The sequence below is a fragment of the Streptomyces pallidus (ex Mingjun et al. 2026) genome, assembly GCF_051550185.1.
Taxonomy (GTDB): Bacteria; Actinomycetota; Actinomycetes; order Streptomycetales; family Streptomycetaceae; genus Streptomyces.
The window spans coordinates 1-14101 of sequence record NZ_CP196182.1 but is presented as its reverse complement, the minus strand read 5'-3'; the positions used below and the strand labels follow the sequence as shown (position 1 = coordinate 14101).

13 protein-coding genes and 4 pseudogenes are annotated in these 14101 nt (G+C 70.1%); 9 read left to right on the top strand and 8 right to left on the bottom strand.

Annotated elements, in window-relative coordinates; translation table 11 throughout:
• Positions 1-171: 171 nt before the first annotated feature.
• The 7 genes from ACSHWO_RS35055 to ACSHWO_RS35025 form a co-directional block, all read right to left on the bottom strand.
• Entirely contained in the window at positions 172-930 is a 759-nt protein-coding gene (locus ACSHWO_RS35055; RefSeq protein WP_438319367.1) for a TnsA-like heteromeric transposase endonuclease subunit, read from the bottom strand.
• A 154-nt stretch (positions 931-1084) separates the two neighbouring features.
• Complete coding sequence (locus ACSHWO_RS35050) at positions 1085-1576, bottom strand: hypothetical protein (RefSeq protein ID WP_438319366.1); 492 nt, start codon at positions 1574-1576, stop codon at positions 1085-1087.
• A gap of 218 nt (positions 1577-1794) precedes the next feature.
• Positions 1795-2229, bottom strand: coding sequence for a hypothetical protein (locus ACSHWO_RS35045; protein ID WP_438319365.1), 435 nt, complete (start codon positions 2227-2229; stop codon positions 1795-1797).
• Entirely contained in the window at positions 2226-3248 is a 1023-nt protein-coding gene (locus tag ACSHWO_RS35040; protein WP_438319364.1) for a hypothetical protein, read from the bottom strand. Before ACSHWO_RS35040 ends, ACSHWO_RS35045 begins: the two co-directional genes overlap by 4 nt.
• A gap of 148 nt (positions 3249-3396) precedes the next feature.
• Complete coding sequence (locus tag ACSHWO_RS35035; RefSeq protein WP_438319363.1) at positions 3397-4437, bottom strand: ImmA/IrrE family metallo-endopeptidase; 1041 nt, start codon at positions 4435-4437, stop codon at positions 3397-3399.
• Entirely contained in the window at positions 4434-5393 is a 960-nt protein-coding gene (locus ACSHWO_RS35030; protein ID WP_438319362.1) for a hypothetical protein, read from the bottom strand. The genes ACSHWO_RS35035 and ACSHWO_RS35030 overlap by 4 nt, the downstream gene beginning before the upstream one ends.
• An 84-nt stretch (positions 5394-5477) precedes the next feature.
• Positions 5478-6497: a hypothetical protein gene (locus ACSHWO_RS35025; protein WP_438319361.1), complete on the bottom strand. Its 1020-nt coding sequence runs from the start codon at positions 6495-6497 to the stop codon at positions 5478-5480.
• A gap of 343 nt (positions 6498-6840) precedes the next feature.
• On the opposite strand from ACSHWO_RS35025, the gene ACSHWO_RS35020 reads away from it, so the two are divergent.
• Positions 6841-8051, top strand: a protein-coding gene (locus tag ACSHWO_RS35020; RefSeq protein ID WP_438319825.1) for an IS3 family transposase whose coding sequence is annotated in 2 segments (ribosomal slippage) — positions 6841-7087 and positions 7087-8051 — 1212 coding nt in all. Because the reading frame shifts where the segments join, the coding sequence is not laid out codon by codon here.
• Between the two features lie 31 nt (positions 8052-8082).
• On the opposite strand, the pseudogene ACSHWO_RS35015 reads toward ACSHWO_RS35020, so the two are convergent.
• Positions 8083-8214: pseudogene (locus ACSHWO_RS35015) on the bottom strand (serine hydrolase); the annotation flags it as partial.
• Here ACSHWO_RS35015 and ACSHWO_RS35010 point away from each other — a divergent pair.
• The 8 genes and pseudogenes from ACSHWO_RS35010 to ACSHWO_RS34975 form a co-directional block, all read left to right on the top strand.
• Entirely contained in the window at positions 8171-8554 is a 384-nt protein-coding gene (locus ACSHWO_RS35010; protein WP_438319845.1) for a hypothetical protein, read from the top strand. The pseudogene ACSHWO_RS35015 and the gene ACSHWO_RS35010 overlap by 44 nt on opposite strands.
• Before the next feature lie 31 nt (positions 8555-8585).
• Positions 8586-9095, top strand: coding sequence for a TetR/AcrR family transcriptional regulator (locus tag ACSHWO_RS35005; protein ID WP_385839394.1), 510 nt, complete (start codon positions 8586-8588; stop codon positions 9093-9095).
• A gap of 2 nt (positions 9096-9097) precedes the next feature.
• Entirely contained in the window at positions 9098-9451 is a 354-nt protein-coding gene (locus ACSHWO_RS35000) for a hypothetical protein (RefSeq protein WP_385839393.1), read from the top strand.
• A 139-nt stretch (positions 9452-9590) separates the two neighbouring features.
• Positions 9591-9844: pseudogene (locus tag ACSHWO_RS34995) on the top strand (hypothetical protein).
• Positions 9841-10092: a hypothetical protein gene (locus ACSHWO_RS34990; RefSeq protein WP_438319360.1), complete on the top strand. Its 252-nt coding sequence runs from the start codon at positions 9841-9843 to the stop codon at positions 10090-10092. Before ACSHWO_RS34995 ends, ACSHWO_RS34990 begins: the two are co-directional and overlap by 4 nt.
• 773 nt (positions 10093-10865) lie before the next feature.
• Positions 10866-11663, top strand: a pseudogene (locus tag ACSHWO_RS34985) (Mu transposase C-terminal domain-containing protein); the annotation flags it as partial.
• A gap of 291 nt (positions 11664-11954) precedes the next feature.
• Positions 11955-13205 carry an AAA family ATPase gene (locus ACSHWO_RS34980; protein WP_438309466.1) on the top strand — a complete coding sequence of 417 codons (1251 nt, stop codon included), beginning with the start codon at positions 11955-11957 and terminating at the stop codon, positions 13203-13205.
• A 169-nt stretch (positions 13206-13374) separates the two neighbouring features.
• A pseudogene (locus tag ACSHWO_RS34975) lies at positions 13375-14101 on the top strand (Mu transposase C-terminal domain-containing protein); the annotation flags it as partial.

Below are 14101 nucleotides of genomic sequence, written 5' to 3'. Positions count from 1 at the left end.
ACCCCGCACCGGCGAACAGCAGCGACAACAGCACCGCGGCTACCTCACCGTCCTCGGCGACCAGCCGCACCTGACCGCCGGCCAGAGCAGCCACCGTCCACGTCCGCCCCTCGAAACGCACCCGGCACCCCAACTCCACCACCGGCCCGCCAGGCACCGTGCCACCTTCCCTCATCCCGCCACCTGCGCCCACACCGGCATCCGCTCATGCATCGGCACACCCAGGTCCGCCGACAGCCGCCCCGCCCAGAGCGCATGGAACAGCGCCGGAAGCACCACCAGCGGATCCCGGATACCGCGTACGCCCTCCCAGAGCGGTGTCTGTGCCGCGAATGCCTCCTGCAGCGCCGCCGCCACCTGCCCTCCGCCTTGGTGGCGCGGGTGCCGGTACCCGGCCAGCCAGGCCACGTTGCGCCGGTAGACCGGGTCGACAGGCCCGAGCACCCAGTACTGCCAGCCCACGGCCGCACACATCTCCCCGAGCACAGCCGCGAGGTATTGCTGACGCTGCGACAGCCCCGGGCGAGAGGTGCAGTCGGCGAGCGCCCCCTGGCCGTCGGTGAGCCGGAGCATCAACTGCGGAGTATGTATGCGCACTCCGCCCGGCTCACGCCATTGCAATTCCAGCGGCCGGGCAGCGAGGCCACTGACCCGCCGGTCGCGGTCGAGCAGCATCAGGTGTAGCCGCATAGCCGCGGACCCGTAGTGCACCAGCCGCCCGGTGGTTGCCGACCACCACCACCCCGGGGCCAGCCGTTTCCCTCTACGGACCGGAAATGGCCTCAGAGGTGGACACAGCTCGAAAGCCACCTCGGCAGCAGCTTCGGACCAACGCCGACACTGCGTCTTCTGGTGCCAGAACAGCACGTCGGTCAGCTCCACACCGTCCGACGCCGCCCCCGCCCCACCCCGTCCTGCCGCCCTCTGCATACCGATATAAACAGCCCATCAGGCCATCCGGTAATGGCCCTGCGGAGCCAGCCAGCGAACGGTGACATATTCCGCCTGAATCGATCTATCTCGGTTGATTGGTATCAGCCAGGTCGAACTCGACAATTGCGTGTGACAGGCGCCGTGTGACCTTCTACCGGGACCACCACGGTCTTTTGAGCGCGCGCAGGTGTTCCCGGACGGCAGCGATGTAGGCGGTCTCCAGTGTCTGCAGCGCGCTGAGGTCGATCTGTGCCGGTGGGATGTTCATGGCGGTGTCGCTCTCGATGGGAGGCGCTTCCCACGCTGCGTGCATGGCTGCTCCGGCCGTCCTACGTAGCTCCTGGACGAGTTCGGCGTAAGCAGCACCCACCACTTCGGATTCGATCTTCGTCCACGCAAGGTGGTACGAGAGGTTGCCCTGGATCTCCCGCAACGTCTCCGACAGCCGCACCCGTTCCTCGGCCGCGGCGTCGAACCGGCGCCGTCTGATGGCGTAGGGCATCTCCTTGTAGGCGCTGTGGGCGGCGAAGGCCTCGGCGAAGGCGGTCCGGAGCCTGCTGATCTCCTCCTCCCGGCTCTTTCGTCGTGCGAGCCAGATGTTGATGGCCGCGGTGAGCGCGGCGGCGAGGAACGCCCCGGACACCACGGCCGGCCATACCGAGGCGGCATCGGCCGCAGCAGGGGCCGGGGGCGGCGCGGAAGGAACCACGGTGGCCGTCGACACCACCTGGACCGGCACGGAGGGGGCCGCAGGCGTCGCGGAATGCACCGGGGCGGTCGCCGACGCAGAGGGAGCTGGCGGCGCAACTGCCGTCTGGACGGGCGTCATGACGGCCTCCAAGCCGATACCGGGCACGCCGCTCACGTGCCGTGGGGAGCTTCCTTGCCGGGCCACTCGCCCGTGCCGCGCCACCATTGTTCACGCAGTAGATGGGCCACCACATGCCCCAGCAAGGACTCCGGCCCGTCCTCGCGGACCCAGCGCTGCTCAGGCGCATCGTACGGGTACCACATGCACAGAGCACCGTCGGAGTACCGGTGAGGCGACTCGGACGGCCCGTCGGTGTATACGTGCGGCACGTTGGGGGCCCCTGGGCTGAAAACGATCGAGACTGTCTGCTCGACGACGTCCACGACCTGCAGCTGGACGGCCAGGGCGAAGCCACCCCGGAAGCGGTGCGGAGGCGGGATGACCCTGACCGCCTGGCCGCAGGCGGCCAGGCGGCGCTGGAAGGCGATGCGTGCCGCCGGCCTGGCGAACCAGGCCGGCGCACGCCAGGCAGGACGGTGTCTCACGCGTGCGGTCCGGCGCCGTAGGCCCGGGTGGGCCGTACATCGGCCGTCGGCCCGCTCAGCCCCAGAGCCACCGTCGTGACGGGGGCGTACTGCCGCAGCGCCGCGATCTTGCCCGCGAAACTGTCGGACACCGGGGCCTGCACGTACCGGTAGAACACCCCCGACAGGGCCGACAGCACCGCCTCGCGGTCGTCGTCGACCGCCAGAGCCTCGGCCACGCCGTCCGCCGCCCCGCGCAGCCGCCGGGCCGCAGTCTCGCGCCCTACCAGCAGCTTCACGTTCGGCGAGACCCCGAGCGGGTCCTTGGTCGCCGTACCGGCCTCTACCCGGGCCGCAGCCTTGGACAGCACCGTGCTCAGCGCCTTCGCCACGCCTATCCCCGGCTCGATGAACTCCCACGCCCAGACCGTCAGGTTGTGCGAGGAGAAGCCGGGCTGGGAGTACTGCTTGTTCCACGCCTTCAGCAGGCGCACCACCCTGCGGCGGGTACGGCGATGGGACTGCGTCCCGTCGGTGAAGAGCTCGACGTGCCCCTCCGGGTCGGACGCCTCCCACCGGTCGGTCTCCAGGTTCGGGATCCACAGCCCGCCCCCCTCCTTCCGGATGAGGGCCACGACCAGGTCCACCGTTGGGTCCTGGCCGTCGATCGGTTCCCCGAAGGTGATTTTCGGGCCGCGCTTGGAGGTGCCGCAGCGGGCCTTCGGGTACACCTCGCGCACCGCGGGGCCGAGCAGCGCGCACAGCTCGGTGGTGATCGCGGCCGGCGTCTCGCCGTCCCCGTCCGGTCCGAGCCGCGGATACACGCGCCGGTCCAGGACGACTCCGCCGTCACCGTCGCCGACCGGGTGGATGAAGGTGTGCTGGGGCAGCGAACCACTGCGATAGGTCCGCAGGGCGCCCGTGAAGCCGATCGCGCTTGAGGTGACCAGGTCCAGCCGCGTACGTGCCTGCGCCAGCGGCTCAGGGTGGGCGTCGATCTGGCTGCGGATGTCGTTGAGGATGTCCTCGGTGTATCCCATGAGGATGTGCCCGTTCAGGTGAGGGGCGCTGAGCGCCGCACATCGCCCGGGACGTTCCCCGGGCGGAGCCGTCACTTGGCGGCTCACCCTCCTCTGACGTCACATCGTCGAGATCGTCCGGGCGGCCCTCTCCCTCGCTGAGATCAGGTCAGGAACAGTCGCGGCAGACCGTGTTCGCACCCTCGAACCGGGACGGGGCCAGGACCATGAAGCACTCATTGCAGGCACGGTCGGTCCGCCTCCTGGCGGCCGTGCAGCCACAGTGCCCCTGCCCGCACGAAGGATCCCCGCACTCCATACACCCCGGCTCGGTGATCTTGAATGACTCCCCGCACGTCTCGCATTCCCACCAGGAACCAAACCGGGAGCTCCCGGTCCGTGGTCGCGGCGCTGTGAAGGCACGCCAGGCCACGTTGTCCTCGGCGAGCACCGCGATCAGATAGTCCTCGTCACACCATGCAGCCTGCCCGTACAGCAGATCGCTCTGCTGGCCGGACCGGTAGAGCACGAACGTCTTGTCGCGCTCTACCGTGGCGCGGGTCCCCAGGGCCGCAGCCAGGAGTGGGGTGCCCGACTGGTCGGAGCCTTGAGCCGGCGGAATCATGCCGTGAGCCGCGGCGAACAGCACCCGGCCCGCGGCGTTGAACAGGACGACCACGCCCCCGCCGGCCAGGTACTGCGCCGCACGTACACAGCACGCCTCGCGCGATGCCCGGGAGGTGCGGAACATGGCGACCACATCGTCGGCGCAGGGCCCGCGGCGACGTACGTCCGCGGCAATCTGGGCATCCGGCACGAGGATGCGCGCGGCGAAGGCGTCACATGCGGCTTCCTCGAACGCTTCGGAGTCCTCCCAGTCGAACAGGCGCTGCCCCAGCTCGGGGTCGGTCTGCTGGAGATGGTGGCCCAGCTCGTGCAGACCGGTGAATCCCCGGCGCCGATGTGAGCGGGCCGCCCCGACCACCAGCGTGGGGGGATCGGTCTGCGACCGGTAGCTGCCGGCGACCGAGCACCGGCCACCGCCGTCCGACGCGGCCTCCAACGACACCTGGATGTTCGTCCAGCGGCCCAGCTCGGCCAGCGGATCAGCGCGCAGCGCTTCCATGGTGCCGGGGTGCAGTCGCTCAAGGGCCGAGATCATCGCCTCCGCCTGACGCGGAGCCTCCTGGTCGAACCGGCGCCGTGTCACGAGCCGTCCTTTGTACTGTCCTCGCCGCCGAGGAACTGCTTCAGGCGGGCGTCCCAGTCGGCCGTGCCACCGCCTGTTTCGCGAGCTGCCAGGGCGAAGGCGCCGTAACTGCCCCAAAGACGCGCCTGAGCTTCACTGATCTCCAGTTGCCGGGCGCGGCGTACCCATACCGAGCGCCACCGCGGGTGCTCTATGGCCTGGACGAGATCGGCGGGCAGGGGACGGACCGTCCGGGCGATCTGCTCTGCGCTCAGCCCGGTCGCCGCGGCGATGGCGTCGATCCGGTCGGCAGGCAGCGGAGCCTTGCCGCGAAGCAGTTTCATGACCTCGGGCTGCGGCATCTCCAAGGCAGAGCACAGCGTCCTCAAGTCCAACCGGTCGCCGAGCAGCGACGCCAACGTCCCGGGAAGCCGCCCGTTCTCCTGAGCTGGCAGACCGGGCGCATGCTGCAGATGCTCCAGGTCATCGGCGAGGCCAGCTCGCGTCTCGGCGTCCGGCTCCAGGGCGGAACGGATCATCTGTCCCTGGCGTACCCCTGCCGCGGCTGGCGCCGGCCGGCCCTGGGCCCGAGCCGCCGCACATTCCACGATGTCCTCGTCCCAGGCATCGACCACGCGCTCCAGCACGCGCATGGGGACACAGGAGACCAGCCCTGCCCACACGGTGGCGTCGACGCCGAACGCGGTACGTGCCCCGTTCACGACCACGCTGGTCTCATCCTCACCAGGCGGGTCGATCGTGATGGGGACGGCGTTCACCTCACGGGCCTCCACCTCCAGGATCAGCACGAGCACGCTGACCTCGTCCCAGCGTGCCCGCCACACCTGACCAGCCTTGATCTCCGCCTCAGCCGGATCACCGAAGCGCTCCTTCAGCCCTGCCTCCGACAGAGCATGCGGCCCACGCATCTGCCGGGCTAGGTCCAGGAACCGCTGCGGCACTCCTGAGTCACTCATGGTGTCCTCCCGCATCCATCGACTGAGCAGGCCTCCACCATCGACTGACGTCATACCGGCCAGGACGTCCGGCCCCGGCCGCGCTCATCGTTTCTGTGCCGCTTCGCTGCACAGCCGGATCACCTCCGACCCCACCGAACGTACCTGGTCCCCGTCTCCGTTCCCGACGAGCTGCTGCAGTTTCTCCTTCAGACGTGTTCTGTGCTGATACGCCTGGGACCGGCCGCAGCCCAACATCGTCTGGAGCTCCCCCGGGCTCTCCAGATACGCGACCATGCCCCGCTCCTGAGGGCTGAGCATGGCCACGATCTGTGCCGCGGCAGACGCCGCACCGGCCTCGTCGTCGCGAGCAAGCACGATCTCCTCCGGAGAGGCGTGCGCACTGGCGGAGATCTGCGAACCCGCATCGTCGGGGAGCGGGAGGACCATCGGATCCAGCGCCACGGGAAAACGAGCGATGAACACCTCGACGAGCTGCGCGACCTCCATCGATCCAGCGGCGGTGGACAAAACCGCACGGATCACAGCTTCCAGCGACCTCCTGTCAGCGAGAGGGGCACGACGCGTTTCACTGGTCCACCTCGGGATCTTGATGTTCGGCACGGCGTACGCGGCTTCGACGAGCAGGTCGGGGGGACCAGACCAGGGCTGCACCATGGTGCCGGACAAGCGCCACCTACCGGCCCCCGCCTCGCCCGGCGGTACGGCCTCGAAGGCACTGCACTCCGTCAGCACCTCTTCCAGCGAGCGCCTGACCGAACCGAGCGCAGTCTTGCGGGCCTGGTCGATCAACCAGCGCCGGATCGACGTCCGCAGCAATCGTCCGACACTGCCATCGTCGGTGGCCAGAGCCAGGACATTGGCAGTGACCGCCTGGAGGCGATCTACCAGGAACTCACTCAGCAGATCCTCTTCGTCGGCCTCCTGCCAGCCGGCCGACGGAGCCAGAACAGGAAAGCGCCGTGCTTCCTGCCGCACCAGCGTGCCGGTCAGAGTCAGACACGCGACGCCGAAGCCCCCGAGTTCGTGCAGTTCATCGAATACGGAAATGGCCGGTACCTCCCCTCGATGGGCGAACCGTACGCCAAGGACCCTTTCCGGCAAAGGAACTTGCCCATTCCAGCTCGCACCGCGACCGCACACCCGCTGAGACGACGACCGCGGTGTTGACCGCTGCGTCCTGCACCCAGCTGGCCACCGTCCACGTCCACGGCCTGGGCCCGGATGCTTCCACCCTCACGCTCCACTACGACGCTCCGCCAGGGCTGCATGACCCACCAGGTGCGACGGTGCGTGTGGTTGTCCATCAGGCCGCATGGCCTGCCCCGTGACTTGGTGCTTGATTTGTGCTGGTTACGCCGGTGCCGGGAATCCGTGAGACTGAGGCTGATCCTTTGGAGTGGACACCCTGACAATGGATCTTGATGGTCCAGGGAGGGATGTCCAGGTGGGACGCAAGTCTCCGTATCCGGAGGAGTTCAGGAAGGACGCTGTCGCGCTCTTCCGCGCCGCGGCCGGGAAGCGGACGTACGCGCAGGTGGCCGCGGATCTCGGTATCACCGCGGAGTCGCTGCGGACGTGGGTCCGCAAGGACGAGGCCCAGGCCACGTCCGATGATCACGGCGGCGGCGTGAGTACGGTGGAAGAGCTGGCCCGGCTGCGGGCTGAGAACGCCAGGCTGCTCAAGGCCGAGCAGGAGTGGCAGCTGGAGCGCGAGATCCTGCGCCGGGCAGCCGCCTATTTCGCCCGGGAGGTGAAGTGAGCCCCCGCCGCTGGGCCTTCATCTCCGAGAACCGTGCCGACTTCGGCGTCAAGCGGATCTGCCGCGTGCTCGGGGCATCCCGCGCCGGCTACTACCGGCACCTGGCCACCGAGCCGGCCCGCGCCGAACGCCAGGCCGAGGAGAAGCGGACCGTGAGTGAAATCCGCGCCATCCACCTCGAGCACCATGGCGTCTACGGTGCCCCGCGCATCCACGCAGAGCTGCGTACGCGGGGGCGGAGGATCAACCGCAAGCGCGTGACCCGGCTGATGCGCGTCAACCACATCGTCGGCCGGCACCTGCGGAAGAAGAAGCGGACGACGATCGCGGACAGGACCACACCGCCTGCGCCGGACCTGGTGATGCATGACTTCACCGCGGACACGCTCAACACCAGATGGTGCGGCGACATCACTTACATAGCCGTCGGCCCGACCTGGCTCTACCTCGCGACGGTGATCGACATCTGCTCGAGGAAGGTAGTGGGCTGGTCGATCGCGGACCGCATGCGCACCTCGCTGGTCACCGATGCGATCGAGATGGCCGTGGCCGCCCGCGGCGGCCGGGTCCACGGCGTCGTGTTCCACACCGACAGGGGCGCCCAGTACAGCGCGGCCGTCTTCGTCGACGTCTGCCGCCGGCACGGCATCCGCCGCAGCATGGGCCGGGTCGGCTCGATCTACGACAACGCCCTCGCCGAGTCGTTCTTCCAGGGCCTCAAGCGCGAGTTGCTCCACGGACGCCGCTGGACTTCACAGACACAGACCCGGCTCGAGCTGTTCCGCTGGCTTTCCTACTACAACCGGCGCCGCCGCCACTCCGCCCTCGGCTACCTCACACCAGCAGAGTTCGAACAACAACTGATCACGACACGTACGCTGTCACTCATCGCATGAAACCCGGTGTCCACTCCCAGGGATCAACCTCTCCGCTGGTCTGCCGCTGGCCGTGGGGCAGGTGGACGACGTTGCGCGCCCAGGTCTGTAGGGCGGTTGTCTGGTCGGGGGTGAGGCGGTTGGTGGTCATCAGCTGGACGGCGGGCTGGGACAGGATCCGCTCTGCCCGTACGGCCTCGCATGCGGGTGCGCTCTCGGATCTGCGTAAGCGCGGTCTGGCCGAGAACGGCGGTACCACCCGGGCGGGGGAGTCGCTGTGCAACCTGACCGCCAAGGGCCTGGAGTCCGCCTCCTACGAGCTGGGGCGCCCGCTGTCGGAGATGGGCTCGACTGCGCGCGGCGCGGGCTCCAGCGGGGCCACCCACCCCATGGCCGTGAACGAGACGGTCATCGCGATGCTCCGCCCCAAGCCCGACCTCCGGCTGCTCACCGCGGAGCAGCGAGGGCCGCATCCCGGTGCGTGGGCCATTCTGCGCGCCGAGTTTAAGAACGGTCGTTCTTGACTGGTCGTTCTTAAACTTGTAGGGTCGAGGCATGGGAAGACCACGCGCCTTCGACGAAGGACACGTCATTCGGGCTGCAGCCGAGCTGTTCGCGGCCCACGGTTACGAGGGCACGTCGATCGACGATCTGGTCAATGGCCTCGGCGTGCACCGGGGCAGCCTCTACAAGGTGTTCGGGAGCAAGCGCGGCCTCTACCTCTCCGCTCTGCGCACCCACGTGGAGGAGCAGGTCCGCCCGCTCGTGACCGCGCTTGCCTCGAGCGGCGACCTCGCCCAGGCCCTGGCGTCGGCGGCGGCCTCGTACGACAGCGGCCCGGCTGCCGGCCTGCTCCTGCTGGCCGCAGTCGAACGGGCCCCGCACGACCCCGAGATCGCGGAACTGGTCGCCGAAGCCTTCCAAGCCCTGGACCAGGCCCTGGCCGACTTCGCCCCGCCCGAGCTGGCCCCCGCGCTCACCGCGACCGTCCTAGGCGCGCGCATCCGCAACCAGCCCGGGCCCGTGGTCCACCTCGCCCGGCACATCCGACCGACAGGAGACTGAGCATGGCCCGCATCACCGTCGAGAACACCACCCTCATCGTCACAGTCGAGGGCCTGGACAAGCTGTGGGCGCTGAAAAGCCGCCTGGAGATCCCCCTGGCGAATGTGCGCGGCGCGACCCACGACCCCGGAATCATCCGCGACCGCAAGGGTCTGCGAGCCCCGGGCACCCATCTCCCCGGAGTCATCACCGCCGGCACCTGGCACCACGAGGGCGAGCGCATCTTCTGGGACGTACGGAACCCGGAAAAGGCGATCGTCATCGAGCTGGCGGACGAGCACTACACCCGGCTGGTGGTGGAAGTGGACGACCCGCGAGCGGTGGTCACCCTGATAGAACAGGCAACCACGCGGTAGACGACTCCGGGTGGCTTCTGAGCGCCGCAGTTGGCGAGAGCCGCCAAGTGCGGCGCTCAGCCACACGAACGAGCCGCTCACCGACCGGTGTTGGTGGAAGGCTGGTGGCTGTGATGGAGGGGTGGGCGGGTATGCGGGTATGCGGGTGTACGGGGCGTGTGCGGATGAGCCGGTGGGGCCGGTGGCCGGGCATGCCTCTGTGGAGCTCGTGGGCGGTCCGTTGGACGGGCAGCTGCTGGACGTGATGGGACTGAGTGCGGGGAGCGGGCAGACGGCGTGCTGCTGGCCACGGACACTGGTCTGTGGGGTCCGGGTGGCCGGTCCGACTACGTTCCCGACCCCGTTGACCCTGCGGGGAGTGGGCGGTTCGTGTGGAACGGCGACACCCGGTGACTCGGCCCCCCGCTGATCTGCCCCGTGACCATGCGGTGTTCGCCGCGGCGATGGCGGCCGCCCTCCTTCGGGACGTGGCCGACGCCCTGGAGGACGGCCAGCCGTACCGTCTCGACGCCGACCGGCTGCGCCGAGCCGCGGCCACCGTGGACGAGCTGGCCGCGCGCGCCCCGGGTCAGCCGGCCTCCGGACAGTCCGGCCCGGGGCCGGGACGGGCGCCCGCCCCGGGCCGTGTGGACCGGGGCTAGAGTCGGGGTCCAGCCCGTGCCGATATGGCGTGCGTGGGCAAGGCTCGGTGCCCGGTTCCCGGGGGCAGTACCACCGGGCCGCCCCAAGCAGACGCCAGCGCCGGCCGGTGCGGCGAGATCACGGCGCGCCTGCGTCCGTTCCCATACCGAGTCGGCGCCGGCCGGGGGAGCGGGGCGCGGCTGCGGGCGCTTCGTCTGCCGGACAGGGTGCCTCCGCCGCCTCCGCGGCGAGACGTGCCCGGCGGCCGGCAGCTGCGCCGGCCCGGGGTGTTGTTCCTTGACGATGCGCAACGTTTGTCCCCGCCGCTGCTGGACTACCTGCGGCTGCTGTGGGACGAGCCGGGTACGGCGGCGGTATTGCTGCTGTGTGGGGCGGGTGCGGAGCTGGTGATCGCGCGGGCGCCGGCGCTGAGGTCACGGGTGTTGACCTGGCACCAGGTCCCCGAGCTGGATCAGGAGCGGCTCTCGGAGACGCTGGCGATGTTCCATGACGTGTGGGAAGGCGCCGAGCCGGCGGACGTGGGATGCGACGGTGGCGCGGGGCAACTTCCGTACCTGGGCGAAGATCACTTCCCATGTCTACGCGCTGTCGAAGCGCGGCCGGGACGTGCGGGTGGACCGTGCGCTGATGGAGCAGGCCTGTGCTCGGTTGGGGCCTTACCCGTAGCGCCCGGCGGGGCGGGATCGGAAGAAGGAGGCCAAGACCGACGGCAGAGGGCGGTTCCGTGATCAGCTCATCCGAGGCGGGGGTACCGCTGGACGTGTCAAAACCGATGCCCGAGCTCCAGGGTCCGGCGCTCGCGGCGTTGCGCGGCCCTGCTGTGCAGCGGTTGTTGCGGCTGCGGGCCCAGGGTCGGTTGTCGCGGGGGCATGTGCGCCTTGTGGGGGAGTGTCTGGGGGTGTCGGAGCGGACGGTGTGGCGGTGGCTCGCGCAGGCCGAAGCCGATCCGGACGCAGGGGCTGTTCCGGGTGCCCTGCCGGTGTTCCGGTTCGAGGTGACGCCGGAGGTACGGGTGCTGCTCGCGTACTGGCGGGGCAACGCGTCCGCGGTCCACCGGCAACTGGTGGCCCGCGCGAAGACGGCGGCCGGTGAGCAGGCCCTCGCGGTGCCGGCTGGCGCGCCGATGGAGTCGGTGCCGCTGCTGGATCCGGTGCCGTCGTTGTCGACGTTCCTGCGTGCGGTGCGCCATGACCTGACCGCGGGCGAGCGCGCGGGTCTGGCCCGCGGGCCGGAGGCGGCCCGGGCCCACGAGGTGTTCGGGCGGCGCCCGGCACTGTGGCGGAACCAGACCTGGGAGGCCGACCACGTTCAGGCGCCGCTGGTGGTCGACGCGGACGGGGAGCTGGTGCGCCCGTGGGTGACGTGGTTCATCGACGTCGCGACGAAGACCATCACCGGCACCGCGGTCACCCCCGGCCATCCGTCGAGGGCCTCGATCCTGGCGGCCCTGCGCGCCGCGGTGCTGCGCACCGGCCCCTACGGGCCCGCGGGGGGCATCCCTGAGCACGTGCGCGTCGACCGCGGCCGGGACTTCCTGTCGAAGACCGTCCTGGGCGCCCTCACCGACCTGGACACCAAGTGTGAGTTGGGGGTGTGGTGGCGGGGTTTGGGCGTCATCGCTGCGTGATGGGTTTCTGGCCTGGTACAGCACGGTTCCTGGGTCTGTGATGGCTGTCATGGGTTGACCAGGGGGCTGCCATTGGCCGATAGCACGTGGATGGTGTGGCTGTCACAGGGTTGAAAGTTCCTGTGTTCGGGGTGGCTTGCTTGGGCTGTGCTGGTGGGTATGGCTGCTCGGTCGGGTCGCGGTGTACGTGGTGAGGCAGGGGCTTCGGTTGCGGGGTCTGGTGCGGGTCGGGGTGTGGTGGTTCGGCGTCTGCTCGCGGTGGAGGAGTCGGGGGTTGTATCGCGGCTGCATGTGAAGGTCGCGGCGGAGCTTGCCGGGGTGTCGGAGCGGACGGTGTGGCGTTGGCTCGCTGAGGGGCGGGCGGGGCGGATGGAGGCGAGGCCGCGCGGGGACGGGTTCGCGTTGAGTGATGCGTTGTGGGCGGTCCTCGCGGAAGAGGGCGGTAACGTCTCCGGCTTGCATCGGCGGATAGAGCGGGCACACGCCGATGGTGGGCTGGAGGAGTGGGGTGTCGGGCGCGTCCCGTCTCTCTCGACGCTCCAGCGCGTGGTGCTCCGTGATCTGCGGGCGGGGCGGGTGCTGGAGGTGGCGAGGCCTTCCCGGAACCGGGTCGAGGCCAGCCGGTATGAGCGGGTTCTGGCCGACCTGAAGCTGCAGCGGGCGGGTGAGGGTCTGCCGGTGGTGGACGCGGTTTCGGAAGTCCCAGCTGTTGCCGAGCCGGACGAGGGGAAGACCGGTCCGTCGCGGGGTGGGGTGCGGCTGTTTGTGCCGGGTGCCCGGGTGGTGTCGACGGCCGGCGTTGCTGCTGTGGTGGAAGCCGCGGGGCACACCGTGGCCGCGCGGGGAATTGGGTGTGTGTTCGGGGAGCCGGGGGTGGGGAAGACGGTGGCCGTGCAGCAGTCGCTGCATCTGCTGCCTGATCGGGTGCCTGTATGGCGGGCGGTGGTCGGCGTGAAGCCGGGCCTGCCGCAGATGCGCGCTTCGCTGCTGGACGCGCTCGGGCTGGCGGCGGGTTCTCTCTCGCACCGGGCGCAGTCGGCGGACCGCGCCCTCGGAGAGGCGCTGCGCAGGCCTGGGGTGCTGTTCCTCGATGACGTACAGCGCCTGTCCCCGCCGCTGCTGGACTACCTGCGTCTGCTGTGGGACGAGCCGGGTACGGCTGCCGCGCTGCTGTTGTGTGGGGCGGGTGCGGAGCGGGTGATCGCGCGGGCGCCTGCGTTGCGGTCGCGGGTGCTGACCTGGCACCAGGTTCCCGGCCTGGACCAGGAGCGGCTCGCAGAGACGCTGGCGATGTTCCATGACGTGTGGGAGGGCGTCGAGCCGGCGGACGTGGGATGGGCGGATGCGACGGTTGCGCGGGGCAATTTCCGTACCTGGGCGAAGATCACCTCCCATGTCTACGCCCTGTCCAAGCGAGGCAGGGACGTACGCGTGGACCGTGTGTTGATCGAGCAGGCCTGCGCCCGGCTTGGCCCCTACCCGTAACGGCCGACGGCACAGGATCGAAAAGGGAGACCAACAGCGGGCGGCAGGGAGCGGTTCCATGATCAGTTCATCCGAGGCGGGAGCGTCGGCACCGCTGGACGTGCCAGAGCCGGTGCCTGAGCTCCAGGGTCCGGCGCTCGCCGCGTTGCGCGGTGCTGTGGTTCAGCGGCTGCTGCGGCTGCGGGCCCAGAGGCGGCTTTCACGGGGGCACGTGCGCCTTGCGGGGGAGTGTCTGGGGGTGTCGGAGCGGACGGTGTGGCGGTGGCTCGCGCAGGCTGACGCCGAGCCCCGTATGGCGGCCCGTCCGGGGGCGAGAACGGTGGACCGGTTCGAGGTGACGTCGCAGGTGCGGGTGCTCCTGGCGTACTGGCGGGGCAACGCCTCGGCGGTACACCGGCAGCTGGTGGTCCGCGCCCGTGCCGCAGCCGGTGATCTGGTCACCGCGGTGCCAGGCGGGGCGCCGATGGAGGCGGTTCCCTTGCTCGATCCGGTGCCGTCGTTGTCGACGTTCCTGCGCGCGGTGCGCCGTGACCTGACCGCGGGCGAACGCGCGGGCCTGGCCCGGGGTCCGGAGGCGGCCCGGGCTCACGATGTGTTCGGGCGCAGGCCGAGGCTGTGGCGGAACCACACCTGGGAGTCCGACCACGTCCAGGCGCCGCTTGTGGTCGACGCGGACGGGGAGCTGGTGCGCCCGTGGGTGACGTGGTTCATCGATGTCGCGACGAAGGCCATCACGGGCACCGCAGTCACCCCCGGCCATCCCTCAAGGGCCTCGATCCTGGCGGCTCTGCGCGCCGCCGTGCTGCGCACCGGCCCGTACGGGCCAGCGGGCGGCATACCCGAGCACGTACGCGTCGACCGCGGCCGGGACTTCCTGTCGAAGACCGTCCTGGGCG